17 protein-coding genes are annotated in these 14212 nt (G+C 62.9%); 15 read left to right on the top strand and 2 right to left on the bottom strand.

The genetic code is table 11. From position 1 onward, the window contains the following. Positions 1-220: 220 nt before the first annotated feature. The 6 genes from AC0L2O_RS16870 (at position 221) to AC0L2O_RS16895 (ending at position 4280) form a co-directional block, all read left to right on the top strand. Complete coding sequence (locus AC0L2O_RS16870; RefSeq protein ID WP_409189083.1) at positions 221-568, top strand: Lin0512 family protein; 348 nt, start codon at positions 221-223, stop codon at positions 566-568. Between the two features lie 5 nt (positions 569-573). Continuing rightward, positions 574-1266, top strand: a complete 693-nt coding sequence (locus tag AC0L2O_RS16875) for a GNAT family N-acetyltransferase (RefSeq protein WP_473370485.1) — start codon at positions 574-576, stop codon at positions 1264-1266. Positions 1267-1338: 72 nt separating this feature from the next. After that, complete coding sequence (locus AC0L2O_RS16880) at positions 1339-2523, top strand: serine hydrolase domain-containing protein (RefSeq protein ID WP_473370486.1); 1185 nt, start codon at positions 1339-1341, stop codon at positions 2521-2523. A 26-nt stretch (positions 2524-2549) separates the two neighbouring features. Next, positions 2550-3215 (top strand): DUF429 domain-containing protein, encoded by a 666-nt coding sequence (locus tag AC0L2O_RS16885; protein WP_473370487.1) that lies wholly within the window; start codon positions 2550-2552, stop codon positions 3213-3215. Positions 3216-3328: 113 nt separating this feature from the next. After that, positions 3329-3472 (top strand): hypothetical protein, encoded by a 144-nt coding sequence (locus AC0L2O_RS16890; RefSeq protein ID WP_369724346.1) that lies wholly within the window; start codon positions 3329-3331, stop codon positions 3470-3472. Between the two features lie 103 nt (positions 3473-3575). After that, positions 3576-4280, top strand: coding sequence for a glutathione S-transferase family protein (locus AC0L2O_RS16895; protein WP_473370488.1), 705 nt, complete (start codon positions 3576-3578; stop codon positions 4278-4280). A 1-nt stretch (position 4281) separates the two neighbouring features. Here AC0L2O_RS16895 and AC0L2O_RS16900 read toward each other — a convergent pair whose 3' ends face one another. Then, the gene (locus AC0L2O_RS16900; protein ID WP_369724343.1) at positions 4282-4653 is read right to left on the bottom strand and encodes a tRNA-binding protein; all 372 of its coding nucleotides are present in this window, start codon (positions 4651-4653) and stop codon (positions 4282-4284) included. 110 nt (positions 4654-4763) lie between these two features. Between AC0L2O_RS16900 and AC0L2O_RS16905 the strand changes: the two genes are divergently transcribed. From AC0L2O_RS16905 to AC0L2O_RS16940, 8 genes are all read left to right on the top strand, one after another. Further along, positions 4764-5129: an ArsC family reductase gene (locus AC0L2O_RS16905; RefSeq protein WP_369726784.1), complete on the top strand. Its 366-nt coding sequence runs from the start codon at positions 4764-4766 to the stop codon at positions 5127-5129. Between the two features lie 355 nt (positions 5130-5484). Next, positions 5485-6240, top strand: coding sequence for an ABC transporter ATP-binding protein (locus AC0L2O_RS16910; RefSeq protein ID WP_409189078.1), 756 nt, complete (start codon positions 5485-5487; stop codon positions 6238-6240). Next, positions 6233-6979, top strand: coding sequence for an ABC transporter ATP-binding protein (locus tag AC0L2O_RS16915; protein ID WP_473370489.1), 747 nt, complete (start codon positions 6233-6235; stop codon positions 6977-6979). Before AC0L2O_RS16910 ends, AC0L2O_RS16915 begins: the two co-directional genes overlap by 8 nt. Positions 6980-7026: 47 nt before the next feature. Next, complete coding sequence (locus tag AC0L2O_RS16920; protein WP_473370490.1) at positions 7027-8250, top strand: ABC transporter substrate-binding protein; 1224 nt, start codon at positions 7027-7029, stop codon at positions 8248-8250. Between the two features lie 73 nt (positions 8251-8323). Next, a complete protein-coding gene (locus AC0L2O_RS16925; RefSeq protein ID WP_369724338.1) occupies positions 8324-9187 on the top strand; it encodes a branched-chain amino acid ABC transporter permease in 864 nt (287 codons plus the stop codon). Between the two features lies 1 nt (position 9188). Continuing rightward, positions 9189-10157 (top strand): branched-chain amino acid ABC transporter permease, encoded by a 969-nt coding sequence (locus AC0L2O_RS16930; RefSeq protein WP_369724336.1) that lies wholly within the window; start codon positions 9189-9191, stop codon positions 10155-10157. Between the two features lie 156 nt (positions 10158-10313). Further along, a complete protein-coding gene (locus tag AC0L2O_RS16935) occupies positions 10314-10958 on the top strand; it encodes a DUF47 domain-containing protein (protein ID WP_369724334.1) in 645 nt (214 codons plus the stop codon). A gap of 15 nt (positions 10959-10973) precedes the next feature. Beyond that, positions 10974-11981: an anion permease gene (locus AC0L2O_RS16940; protein ID WP_473370491.1), complete on the top strand. Its 1008-nt coding sequence runs from the start codon at positions 10974-10976 to the stop codon at positions 11979-11981. Here AC0L2O_RS16940 and sugE read toward each other — a convergent pair. Continuing rightward, the gene (gene sugE, locus AC0L2O_RS16945; RefSeq protein WP_369724331.1) at positions 11974-12288 is read right to left on the bottom strand and encodes a quaternary ammonium compound efflux SMR transporter SugE; all 315 of its coding nucleotides are present in this window, start codon (positions 12286-12288) and stop codon (positions 11974-11976) included. The genes AC0L2O_RS16940 and sugE overlap by 8 nt on opposite strands. A gap of 165 nt (positions 12289-12453) precedes the next feature. Between sugE and AC0L2O_RS16950 the strand changes: the two genes are divergently transcribed. Continuing rightward, complete coding sequence (locus AC0L2O_RS16950; RefSeq protein ID WP_473370492.1) at positions 12454-14076, top strand: peptide chain release factor 3; 1623 nt, start codon at positions 12454-12456, stop codon at positions 14074-14076. The last annotated feature ends 136 nt before the right edge of the window (positions 14077-14212 follow it).

Raw genomic sequence — 14212 nt, forward strand, 5'->3', positions numbered from 1 at the left:
CGGGAGGAATCGAAAATGTGATTTGATGAGGCGAAACGATTTCCACATCGTCAGTGCGAGCGCAGCGAAGCAATCCAATCTGTCGCCGCGGAAAGATCCTTCGCTGCGCTCGCAATGACGGAGCTCTCGGCGAGAACCGCTTGCCGACATCTGAGCCGCACTTGTGTCGCGATCCGCGATCGCCGACATTCGAACAATCAATCAACCACGGGAATATGACATGACTCGCGTTCGCTGTATCACCGAAATGGGCATGGGCGTCGACGTTCACGGCAGGGACGCCACCAAAGCGGCCAAGCGTGCGGTGTCGGATGCGATCAGGCATTCGAGCCTCGGGTTTTTCCGGATGATCGGCAAGACCGCGAACGATATGTTCGTCGATGTCACGATCGCAGTGCCGAACCCCGAGGCCGTCGACAAGGAAGCCGTCGCCAAGGAGCTGCCTTACGGCACCGTGACCGTCAACGCGGTCAAGGGCGGGCTCGAGATTCCCTCGGCCACGGAGCAGGCCAACGACCCCATCCTGATCGCCAACGCTGCCGTCATCGTCAGCTTCGACAAGGACTAGAACCGATGTCGGATCGTGATGAGCGGCTGCTGGATCGCCCGATCTGGAGTGCGCTGACGACGCGCCAGAAAAGCCTGGCGGAGGGCGGCCCACGCGCGCTGCGCTATCCCGTCGCGATGACGCCGTTCGCCGATATGGTCGACATGTCCGCCGCAAGCTTCGCCGCGCTCGGCGACCTCCTGTCGGGCTCGCAGGTCGCCGCGCTGTTCACGCCGGAGCCCGTCAACGTTCCCGCGGGCTTCAAGGTCGTGCTCGCGGAGAGCGGCGAGCAGATGATTGGCTCGCCGGCCGATAGTCCGCTTCGCGATGCTACGATTGTGACGCTCGGCGCAGCCGACGTTCCCGCCATGATGGCGTTGACCGAGCTGACCAAGCCCGGCCCGTTTGCCGCTCGCACGCACGAACTCGGCACGTTCCTCGGCATCCGCGCCGGCGGCGAGCTGGTCGCGATGACCGGCGAACGGATGAAGCCCGGCAATTTCACCGAGATGACAGCGGTCTGTGTGCATCCCGCATATCGCGGCCGCGGCTACGCGCAGGCGTTGCTCGCGGCCGTGGCGCGCCAGATCGAGGCGCGTGGCGAAATTCCATTCCTGCACGTGTTTTCGAGCAACGCGTCCGCGATCGCGCTGTATCAGCGGCAGGGGATGAAAATCCGGCGCCGCCTGTACGTGACCGCGCTAATGAAAGAGGGATGAGCGCCAATCACCGGGCTTCATATCCGGTGATTTTGCGCTATACCCCATCTCAACGACAATTCGGGGAAACACATGGACGCCAGGACGACCGATTTTTCCGCCGTGCGGACGGCAATGCAGCGCTACGTCGATCAGGAGATCATTCCGGGCGCGTCCTGGGCGGTGTTGCGCGGCCATGAGGTCGTCGATCAGCAATGCGTCGGCTTCGCCGATCGCGAGGCCAACGTTGCGCTCCGATCCGACCATATTTTTCGGGCATTTTCCAACACCAAGATATTCGTCACCTGCGCGATCATGCTGCTGGTCGAGGAAGGCCGCATCCGGGTCGATGACGCCGTTGAAAAATTCCTGCCGCAACTCGGTGGTCGCAAGGTGCTGAAGCAGGGCGCTGTGAGCCTTGCTGATGTCGAGCCGGCGAAAAGCCCGATCACGATCCGGCAGCTGCTGACCCACACCTCGGGCCTTAGCTACGGTTTCTTCGATCCAGGGACGGTCCTTTTCAAAGCCTACAACGAAGCACGCGTGCTCAATCCGCTGACGCCGCTGACCGACATGATCGACCAGCTCGCCGACCTGCCGCTGTCCTATCACCCCGGCACGAGCTGGGAATATTCGGTTGCGACAGACGTGCTCGGGCGTGTCGTCGAGGTCGTCTCGGGCAAGTCGCTGGATGCTTTCCTCAAGATGCGCATCTTCGATCCGCTCGGAATGACCGATACCGACTTTTCAGTGCCAGAGGCGGAGCAGGGCAGGCTGGTCGCACTCTACAATGGCGCCGACGTGCTCGATCCGATGAAGCCCGGGCTGACGCGCGCCGACGATGTGCCTTATCCACAAGCCTATCGGCGGCCGTTCCCGCGGCTGTCAGGTGGCGGCGGACTGGTTTCGACCCTGCCGGACATGCTCGCGCTGGTGCGCGCGCTGTTGCCCGGTTCGGACGCGCTCCTGAAGCCGGACACGCTGCGGCAGATGATGACGAACCAGCTGCCGGCAGGCGAGGTCATTCGCTTCGCAACCCTCGGGCCGATCCCCGGCAAGGGCTTTGGTCTCGGCGGCGCCGTCACCTTCGCGCCGATGCCCTTTGATCCCCCGAATTCGACTGGCGAATTCCAATGGGGCGGCCTTGCCGGCACACATTGGTGGATCTGCCCGCAGGCCAATACAGCCGGTGTGCTGATGGCCCAGCGCTACATGGGTTACTGGAATCCCTTCTTCTTCGAGTTCAAGCGGCTGGCCTATCAAGCGGTTGGGGGCTGATGCATAGGGAGGCCGGTCGGCGATCCGTGCCAACCTATCTCGGCCTCGACGGCTTCCGCTTCGGCTGGGTCGCAGCCTGGATCGATGATCATGGTCGGCATGGCTTCGATTATTCGCCCGGCCTCACGCGTCTGCTCGCGATACCGCATGCGCGCGGGATGATCGACATGCCGATCGGATTGCGCGCGAACGGCTACCGCGCGTGCGACTTGCGCGGCCGCGAGCTGGTCGGCCCCGCCGTGTTTCTCGGCGCGCGCCGTGATCTCTGGACGTTTGCCGACATGGCCGCCGCCAACAGGCATTACTGGAAGAGCGAGGGCAAGGGCCGGGGCGTGTCGGCTCAACTCTGGAACATCAGGGACAAGATCAGGGAAGTCGACGAGATCATGACGCCGGCGCGGCAGGCGATCGTCGGAGAAGCGCATCCCGAATTGATCTTCTGGAATCTGGCAGGGCGCGCCCGGCTCGCAAGGAAGACGTCAGCGCAAGGCCGCCAGCAGCGCATCGCGCTTCTGGAGCAGCGCGGCTTCACGCGCCTGCCGGAATGGCTGACGCAGCGCCACGGCACCGGCATCGGGCGTGACGATCTCATTGACGCCTGTGCCTGCGCGGTCGCGGCGCGCGACAGCACGCAGCGGCTCGGCGAGGACCAGATCGATCCGCGCGGACTTCGGATGGAGATCCACTATTGAGCTCCGGCGGACGAGTCGAAATTCGGGAATATGTGGCAATTTATTTGAGGTGTGAAGGAACCGGCGATGGTCGGGCGGCGTTTCCCGTGCGAACCGCATAGAGAAGTCCCGCGATGAATGATGCCAGTCAATTCGCGACCGCGATGCTCGCGCTCGTTTTCGCCGGAGCACTGCTCGTCACCGGGCAGCTCTTCACCGAGCAACGCGCGCAACGCGATGTCATCTATTCCACCAGTCATCTGCTGCGGCCATTGTAACGCGGACTCCGCGTGGCGAGATCGTGCGACGGCTGCCCGGCCTTGCGTCATTCGTCCGCTCCCCTAGACTAGGCGACATCTGACGCACCAAGCCGGGGTCCCGATGTCCGATCTCTCCGCCTTTCCCATCACCAAGCGCTGGCCGGCCAAACATCCGGAGTTGCTTCAGCTCTATTCCTTGCCGACGCCGAACGGCGTCAAGGTCTCGATCATGCTGGAGGAGATCGGGCTGCCTTACGAGGTCCATCTCGTCGATTTCGGCAAGGACGACCAGAAGACGCCTGAGTTTCTCTCGCTCAATCCGAACGGCAAGATTCCGGCGATCCTCGATCCCAACGGTCCCGGCGGCAAGCCGCTGCCGCTGTTCGAGTCCGGGGCGATCCTGCAATACCTTGCGGAAAAGACCGGCAAGCTTTTGCCGCAGGATGCCGCGCGCCGCTACCAGACCATCCAGTGGCTGCATTTTCAGATGGGCGGGATCGGGCCGATCTTCGGCCAGGTCGGCTTCTTCCACAAATTCGCCGGCAAGGATTTTGAGGACAAGCGTCCGCTTGAGCGTTACACGAGCGAATCGAAGCGCCTCCTCGGTGTGATGGAGATGCATCTCTCCGGCCGGCAATGGTTCATGGACGACGACTACACCATCGCCGACATTTCCATGCTCGGCTGGGTGCGCAATCTCATCGGCTTCTACGGCGCCGGCGATCTCGTCGAATTCAGCCAGTTCAAATCGGTCGCTGGCTGGCTCGAACGCGGCCTTGCACGTCCCGCCGTGCAGCGTGGGCTGAACATTCCGAAACGGCCGTGAGCTAGAACAGCCGTCCGCCGTTCGGCACGGGCTTGCCTGGCTGCACCAGCACGACCTTGCCGTCGGCATCGGGGAAACCGAGCGTCAGCACCTCCGAGACGACCGGGCCGATCTGGCGCGGCGGGAAATTGACGACGGCGGCGACCTGTTGTCCCACCAGCGTCTCGATCGGGTGATTTTCTGTGATCTGCGCCGAGCTCTTGCGCACACCGATGGCCGGGCCGAAATCGATCCACAGCCGCCACGCGGGCTTGCGAGCCTCCGGAAACGGCTTTGCATCGACGATGGTGCCGACGCGGATATCGACCGCAAGAAAGCTGTTGAAGTCGATGGTCGGCGAGGAGGCCGCGGCGGGGTCGTGAGTGACGTGCATGATGTGTCCGTTCAGGGAGTTGGAAATCTCGCTCGCAATATTGTCGCGTGAACTGGAGTTTCGTACAACGCCGCGGCCACAGCATCACACGACGCATGCGCGAGGACGTCTTGCCCAACATCATCTACGGCATCAAGAACTGCGACACCATGAAGAAGGCGCGCGCCTGGCTCGACACGCATGGCGTCGCCTATCAGTTCCACGACTACAAGGCCGCGGGCGTGGAGAAGGACAAGCTCAAGCAATGGAGCGAGAAGCTCGGCTGGGAGACGCTGCTCAATCGCGCCGGCACCACCTTCAAGAAGCTGCCCGATGCGGACAAGGAAGGCCTGACCGAGAAGAAGGCGCTGGCGTTGATGCTAGCGCAACCATCGATGATCAAGCGACCTGTGCTCGAAATCGGCGGCAAGCTCCTGGTCGGCTTCAAGCCGGATATTTACGACAAGGAAGTCGGCGTCAAAGCGCGCAAGAGCTAGTACAGCTCGATCGGTGACGGCGCCGCGACCGGCTGGAGAACGCGACCGATGCGGCGCGCGCGAAATTTTCGATGAAGGCTGGCGCGCGGGAGCAAACACCGTTATCGACGGTTGATGACCGGTGCCTTGCGAACCGGGAGGCCGGGCAGGCGCGACATCAAAACACCTCCGACTAAGGGAGCATAAGTCTCCCGGCCGGAGGCCTGACCTGCTCAGCTTTCCGCCTTGCCTAACCCCCGTCACCTCCGGCATATTCCGCGCGCGGAGGCGGCGTTCCGGGAAGGCTCCAAGGCCTCCGGAAAGCCGAAGGAAACAAGGATAGCCAGGCGCGTTGCGCGGGCAGGGGGAAATTTGTTTGGCCGATGAGTTCATTCTCGAAACGGAAGGCTTGACCAAGGAGTTCGCGGGCTTCTTTGCCGTCCGCGACGTTGCGCTCAAGGTTCGCCGTGGGAGTATCCACGCGTTGATCGGGCCGAACGGGGCCGGCAAGACGACGTGCTTCAATCTTCTGACCAAGTTCCTCAAACCGTCTGCCGGAAAAATCCTGTACAAGGGACAGGACATCACCGCGATGGCGCCCGCTGACGTGGCGCGCCTGGGGTTGGTGCGTTCGTTCCAGATCTCGGCGGTGTTTCCGCATCTCACGGCGCTGGAGAACGTCCGCGTCGCGCTTCAGCGCCAGCACGGCAGCTCGTTTGATTTCTGGCGCTCCAAGTCGGTGCTGAATCAGTTCAACGACCGCGCGCGTGAATTGTTGAACGATGTGGGCCTCAGCGAGTTCGCCAACACCCCGGCGGTCGAGATGCCCTACGGGCGCAAGCGCGCGCTCGAGATCGCAACCACGCTCGCGCTCGATCCCGAGATGATGCTCCTGGACGAGCCGATGGCCGGCATGGGCCATGAGGACATCGACAAGATCGCCGCGCTGATCAAGCGCATCTCGGCGAAATACACCATCCTGATGGTCGAGCATAATTTGAGCGTGGTGGCCAATCTCTCCGACATCATCACCGTGCTGACGCGCGGGCAGGTGCTGGCGCAAGGCCATTACAGCGAACTCACCAAGGACGAGCGCGTCAAGGAAGCCTATCTGGGAGCCGGTCATGCCTGATACTGCGATTGCCGACGCTCCGGCGAAGGCTGCGACAGGCGGCAACATCCTCGCCGTGCGCAACCTGGAAGCCTGGTACGGCGAGTCCCACATCCTGCACGGGATCGATTTCGACGTGAATGCGGGCGAGGTCGTCACGCTGCTGGGGCGCAATGGCGCCGGCAAGACGACCACGCTGAAGTCGATCATGGGCATCATCGGCAAGCGCACCGGCTCGATCAGATTCAACAACCAGGACATCATCCGTGCGACCTCCGACAAGATCGCGCGCATGGGCATCGCGTTCTGTCCGGAGGAGCGGGGAATCTTCTCCAGCCTCGACGTGCGGGAGAACCTGCTGCTGCCGCCGGTGGTGCGCGCCGGCGGATTGCCGCTCGAACAGATCTTCGACCTGTTTCCGAACCTGAAGGAGCGTCTCAACAGCCAGGGCACCAAGCTGTCCGGCGGTGAGCAGCAGATGCTCGCGATCGCGCGCATCCTGCGCACCGGCGCAAGCTTCCTGATGCTGGACGAGCCGACCGAAGGCCTGGCGCCCGTCATCATCCAGCAGATCGGCCACACCATCGCGCGGCTCAAGAAGGAGGGCTTTACCATTCTTCTGGTCGAGCAGAATTTCCGGTTCGCATCCACTGTCGCCGACCGTTATTACGTTGTCGAGCACGGCAAGATCATTGACGGATTTGCCAATTCGGAGCTCGCCGCCAACATGGACAAGCTCCACACCTATCTCGGCGTCTAGTGCGGCACAAAGTCGAACGGCTAAAGAAGATTCACAAGGAAAGTAGCATGAAGACAAAGTCGATTGCGTCGTTTCTGCTCGGTACGGCATTGACGTTGACTGCGGCAGGCGCTGCCTTCGCGCAGGACAAGACCGTCAAGATCGGCGCGCTGTCCGATCAGTCCGGTCTCTACGCCGACCTCGGCGGTCCGGGCTCCACGCTTGCGGCCCAGATGGCTGTCGAGGATTCGGGCTTGGCCGCGAAGGGCTGGAAGATCGATGTCATCTCGGGCGATCACCAGAACAAGCCGGACATCGGCACCGCGATCGCTCGGCAATGGTTCGACGTCGACAAGGTCGACGCCATCGTCGACGTGCCGAACTCCGGCGTCGCGCTCGCCGTGAACAACGTCGTCAAGGAAAAGAACGGCGTCTACATCAATTCGGGTGCGGCGACCTCGGACCTCACCAACGCGCAGTGCTCGCCCAATACCGTGCACTGGACCTATGACACCTACATGCTGGCCCACACGACGGGTCAGGCGCTGGTGAAGGCCGGCGGCGACACCTGGTTCTTCCTGACCGCGGACTATGCCTTCGGCGCCGCGCTGGAGCGTGACACCACGGCGGTCATCATCGCCAATGGCGGCAAGGTGGTCGGTGGCGTCAAGCATCCGCTTAATACGCCGGACTTCTCCTCCTTCCTGCTGCAGGCGCAGGCCTCCAAGGCCAAGATCATCGGCCTTGCCAATGCCGGCGGTGACACCACCAACACGATCAAGCAGGCGGCCGAATTCGGCATCGTCAAGGGCGGTCAGAAGCTCGCGGCGCTGCTGCTGTTCCTCACCGACGTCAAGGCGATCGGTCTTGAGACCGCGCAGGGTCTCAACTTCACCGAGACCTTTTACTGGGACATGAACGACCAGACCCGGGCGTTTTCGAAGCGCTTCTCCGCGAAGATGAAGAACAACGCGCCGCCGACCATGGTGCAGGCGGGCGTCTATGCAGGCGTGCGCCACTATCTCAAGGCGCTGGACGCGCTCGGCGGTAATCCGCATGACGGCATCAAGGTGGTTGACAAGATGAAGTCGATGCCGACCGAGGACGATCTGTTCGGTAAGGGCGAGATCCAGCCCAACGGCCGCACCATTCACAGTGCCTATTTGTTCGAGGTGAAGAAGCCCTCCGAGTCCAAGGGACCGTGGGACTTCTACAAGCTGGTCGGCACGGTGCCGGGCGACCAGGCCTTCACGCCGCTGTCCGAAAGCAAATGTGCGCTTTTGAAGAAATAAGACGACCGCCCGCAGGCCGTCAGGTCTGCGGGCGACTTTCAGAGGAACGCCGAAGGGACTGGGTGCGGGATCGATGCAGGCTCTCTATGCACAGCTACTGGTGGGACTGATCAACGGCTCGTTCTACGCGCTGCTCAGTCTCGGGCTCGCCGTGATCTTCGGCATGCTCAACATCATCAATTTCGCCCACGGCGCGCTCTACATGATGGGTGCGTTCTGCGCCTATTTCCTGCTGGACCTCGCGGGTCTGAATTACTGGTGGGCCCTGTTGATCGCGCCGATCGTGGTCGGCATCTTCGGCATGATCCTGGAGCGGACCATGCTGCAATGGCTGACCGGGCTCGATCACCTTTACGGGCTGCTGCTGACCTTCGGCATCGCGCTGATCGTTCAGGGCGTGTTCCAGAACTATTTCGGTTCGTCCGGCCTGCCTTACGCCATTCCGGATCAGCTCAAGGGCGGCATCAATCTCGGCTTCATGTTCCTGCCGATCTATCGCGCCTGGGTCGTCATTTTCTCCCTGGTCGTCTGTGTGGCCACCTGGTTCCTGATCGAGAAGACGCGGCTCGGCGCCTATCTGCGCGCCGCGACCGAAAATCCGACGCTGGTGCGCGCCTTCGGCATCAACGTGCCGCGGATGATCACGCTGACTTACGGCCTCGGCGTCGGGCTTGCCGCGCTCGCCGGCGTGCTCTCGGCGCCGATCAACCAGGTGCGGCCGCTGATGGGCGCAGACCTCATCATCGTCGTGTTCGCGGTCGTTGTGATCGGCGGCATGGGATCGATCATGGGATCGATCATCACCGGCTTTGCGCTCGGCGTGATCGAGGGTCTGACCAAGTATTTTTATCCCGAGGCCTCCAACACCGTCGTGTTCGTGCTGATGGTGCTGGTGCTCTTGGTGAAGCCAACCGGATTGACGGGAAGGGCGGCCTGACATGACAGCCTTGACGGACGACACGCTGCCGGTGACCCCGCGCGCGATGCGCGACGAGATGATCGTGTTCGCGGCGATGGCGCTGCTGCTGGCCGCGGTGCCATTCAGCGGCATCTATCCGTTTTTCGTGATGCAGGCGCTGTGCTTCGCGCTGCTCGCCTGCGCCTTCAACCTGCTGATCGGCTATGGCGGCCTGCTGTCGTTCGGCCACGCGATGTTCCTGGGCACTGCCGGCTATTGCTCCGCGCACGCGCTCAAGGTGTGGGGCCTGCCGCCGGAGCTCGGCATCCTCGTCGGTGTCGCCGGAGCCTTCGTGCTGTCGATCGTGACCGGCTACATCTCGATCCGCCGCCAGGGCATCTATTTCTCGATGATCACGCTGGCGCTGTCGCAGCTTCTGTATTTCCTCTATTTGCAGACCCCGTTCACCCATGGTGAGGACGGTATCCAGGGCATTCCGCAAGGGCATTTGTTCGGCGTGTTCGATCTGACCAAGCCGACCGTGCTCTATTACGTCGTGCTGGTTGGCTTCCTCGGCGGCTTCCTGCTGATCTACCGCATCATCAATTCGCCGTTCGGGGAGGTCTTGAAGGCCATCCGCGAGAACGAACCGCGCGCGATCTCGCTCGGCTACCGGACCGACCAGTACAAGTTCCTGGCTTTCGTGCTCTCGGGCACGCTCGCCGGTTTTGCCGGATCGCTGAAAGTGTTCGTGGCGCAGAATGCTTCGCTCACCGACGTGCACTGGTCGATGTCGGGCGAAGTCGTGCTGATGACGCTGGTCGGCGGTCTCGGCACGATCTTCGGGCCCGTGGTCGGCGCCTTCGCGATCATCGCCATGCAGCAATATCTGGCGGGCTTCGGCCAGTGGGTGACGGTGATCCAGGGCTCGATCTTCGTGATCTGCGTGCTCACCTTCCGCCGCGGCGTGGTCGGGGAAATCGCGCATTACTTCCGGCGATCGCTCTAAATCTTTGATATCACGTCAGTTTATCTGCTGATCGAAAGCGGTGGATGATCCGGCTCCGCGGGCGTGAGGTGGCACGCGCGCGGATCGAAAATGGTCTATGACGGTTTAATGACGGCCTGATCGGGTCGTACCATTTTCAACCGGTAGCCTATCCCCATGATGCGATGGTTTCGCGCTTTCCTGCCCAAGGAAGAACGGTTCTTCGACCTGTTCGACCGCCACGCCCAGACCGTGATCCAGGGCTCCATCGCGCTCCAGGGCATGTTGAACGGCGGCGAGGAGACGCCGGTCTATTGCCAGCGCGTCAACCAGTTCGAGAACGATGCCGACAACATCACCCGTGAGGTGCTGACCGCGGTACGCCGCACCTTCATCACGCCGTTCGACCGTGGCGATATCAAGAACCTGATCACGTCGATGGACGACGCCATCGACCAGATGCAGCAGACGGCCAAGGCCGTGATGCTGTTCGAGGTCCGCACCTTCGAACCGCCGATGCGCGAGATCGGCGGGCTCTTGATCGAATGCGCCAACCTGGTCGGGCGCGCGCTGCCGCTGATGCAGGCGATCGGCCAGAACGTCGCCATGCTGACGGCGATCACGGAGGAACTGGGCAAGCTGGAGGGCCGGGTCGACGACCTCCACGACATCGGCCTGAAGGAGCTGTTCCTCAAGCATCGCGACGGCAGTGCGATGTACTTCATCGTGGGGGCGGAGATTTACGACCATCTCGAAAAGGTCGCCGATCGCTTCGATGACGTGGCGAACGAGATCAACAGCATCGTCATTGAACAAGTCTAGCGCAGGGGCCGCGCCGTGGATGCTGCGTTGGGTCTTCCCGTCCTGCTCGGACTGATTGCTGTCGCGCTGCTGTTCGATTTCCTGAACGGCCTGCACGACGCCGCCAATTCGATCGCGACCATCGTCTCGACCCGCGTGCTGCGGCCGCAATACGCGGTGTTCTGGGCCGCCTTCTTCAATTTCGTCGCCTTCATGGTGTTCGGCCTGCACGTCGCCCAGACCATCGGCACCGGCATCATCGATCCCGCAATCGTCGATGCGCAGGTGATCTTCGCCGCCCTGGTCGGCGCCATCGTCTGGAACATCGTCACCTGGGCGCTCGGCATTCCATCGTCCTCGTCGCACGCCTTGATCGGCGGCCTGTTCGGCGGAGGCGTCGCCAAGGCCGGGCTCTCGGCGGCAGTCTGGAGTGGTTTGTCCAAGACGGTCATCGCCATCGTGCTGTCCCCGCTGGTGGGCTTCCTGCTGGCGATGGTGCTGGTCGCGATCGTCTCCTGGGCGTCGGTGCGCTCGACACCGTTTGCCGTGGACCGGGCCTTTCGCATCCTGCAATTTGCATCCGCCTCGCTCTATTCGCTCGGCCATGGCGGCAATGACGCGCAGAAGACCATGGGCATCATCGCCGTGCTGCTTTACTCGCAGGGCCAGCTCGGCGGCGAATTCTACGTGCCGTTCTGGGTGGTGTTGTCGTGCCAGGCGGCGATGGCGATGGGGACGCTGATGGGCGGCTGGCGCATCGTCCGCACCATGGGCCTGCGCATCACCAAGTTGACGCCGATGCAAGGCTTTTGCGCCGAGACCGGTGGCGCTGCGACCCTGTTCATAGCCACCTTCCTCGGAGTTCCCGTCTCGACCACCCACACCATCACCGGTGCGATCGTCGGCGTCGGTGCCGCGCGCCGCCTTTCGGCGGTGCGCTGGAACGTCGCCAGCTCGATCGTCTATGCCTGGGTGATCACGATGCCGGCCTCCGCGATCATCGCGGCGCTGACCTGGTGGGCCGTCAAGATTTTCCTCAAGTAACGAGCTTGAGCCCGACAATCCCGGCGACGATCAGTCCGATGCTGGCGAGGCGAAATGCGGTTGCCGGCTCGCCGAACAGGACGATGCCGAGCGTCGCGGTGCCGACCGCGCCAATCCCGGTCCAGACCGCGTAGGCGGTTCCGATCGGCAGCGATTTCAGCGCAAGGCCGAGCAGCAGGATGCTGCCGGTCATGGCCCCGAGCGTCAGGACGGAGGGAATGAGCCTGGTGAAACCCTCGGTATATTTGAGCCCGATCGCCCAGGAGACCTCCAGCAGACCGGCGATGAACAGGATGCTCCAGGCCATGACGACCCTCCGATCAAGGCAGGGGCGTCCCCGCGACTGGCGTGCCGATAAGGGGAAAGGCCGTGCTTCCCCAAGGCGCAAGCCCGATATGGGGCTGGTCCAAGGGCCTCGCAATCACCACATGAGGCTTGATCAGGCCCATTTTCCCTGTCAAACGCTCCCGCCATGTCCGACATCGCCACCACCACAGCCGAATCGCCGGCCCGTTCCCCGCTTGCCGCTGAAGTGGCGCGGCGGCGAACCTTTGCGATCATCTCGCATCCGGACGCCGGCAAGACCACGCTGACCGAAAAGCTGCTGCTGTTCGGCGGCGCCATCAATCTCGCCGGTCAGGTCAAGGCCAAGGGCGAGCGGCGCAACACCCGTTCGGACTGGATGAAGATCGAGCGCGAGCGCGGCATCTCGGTCGTGACCTCGGTGATGACCTTCGAGTTCGAAGGGCTCGTGTTCAACCTGCTGGACACGCCGGGCCACGAGGACTTTTCGGAAGACACCTACCGCACGCTCACGGCCGTCGATTCCGCCGTGATGGTGATCGACGCCGCAAAAGGTATCGAGGCGCGCACGCGAAAACTGTTCGAGGTCTGCCGGCTTCGCGACATCCCGATCATCACCTTCATCAACAAGATGGACCGCGACAGCCGCGACGTTTTCGAGCTGCTCGACGAGATCGAGAAGACGCTGGCGCTCGACACCACGCCGATGACCTGGCCGGTCGGCCGCGGCCGTGATTTCCTCGGCACCTATGACGTCGTCAATGGCGGCGTGCGGCTGCTCGAAGGCGGCGGCGCCAAGACCGGCGCCGCGCAGCAGATCGAGATCGCCGAACTCGGAAAGCTCAATGCCAATCTCGACGTCTCGGCGGTCAAGGACGAGCTCGAACTCGTCACGGCGGCCTCCAAACCGTTCGAGCTCGCGGCGTTTCGCGAGGGTCATCTGACGCCGGTGTATTTCGGCAGCGCGCTGCGCAATTTCGGTGTCGGCGACCTGCTGCAGGGTCTCGGCAAGTTCGCGCCCGAGCCGCGCGCGCAGGACAGCGACCAGCGCAGGGTCGAGGCCACCGATCCGCGCATGAGCGCCTTCGTGTTCAAGATCCAGGCCAACATGGATCCGAACCACCGCGACCGCATCGCCTTTGCGCGCCTGTGCTCCGGAAAACTCAGCCGCGGCATGAAGGCCAAGCTGGTGCGCACCGGCAAGAGCATGCCGCTGTCGAGCCCGCAATTCTTCTTCGCGCAGGACCGCTCGGTCGCGGATGAAGCCTTTGCCGGCGACGTCGTCGGCATTCCCAACCACGGTACGCTGCGCATCGGCGATACCTTGACCGAGGGCGAGGATTTCAATTTCGTCGGCGTGCCGAGCTTCGCGCCGGAAATCGTCCGCCGCGTGCGGCTCACCGACGCGATGAAGGCGAAGAAGCTGAAGGAAGCGCTTCAACAAATGTCGGAAGAGGGCGTCGTGCAGGTGTTCCGCCCGCGCGATGGCGCGCCCGCACTCGTCGGTGTGGTCGGGGCGCTCCAGCTCGACGTGCTGAAAGCGCGGCTCGATGCGGAATATGCGCTGCCGGTCGAGTTCGAGGTGAGCGAGTTCCAGCTTGCGCGGTGGGTCTCCTCGGACGACCGCAAGAAGCTCGACACGTTCCTCGCCGCCAACACCTCGAGCATCGCCGACGACGTCGATGGCGATCCCGTGTATCTGGCCAGGAACGAGTTCTATCTCGGCTACACCCGGGAGCGCGCCGAGGGCATCGAGTTCACCAACGTCAAGGACGTCAAGAAGAAGGCGTAGGGCGTAGCTCCGTCCGCTCCTCACCCTCCGCTGTCATGCCCCGGCTTGACCGGGGCATCCAGGGCGGATTCAACCGGTCGTCGCAACACCCGAAGCGAAGGAGGTTGCGATGCGGTTATGGAATCGGGCGTGGCGG

The sequence above is a fragment of the Bradyrhizobium sp. Kon10 genome, assembly GCF_055807395.1.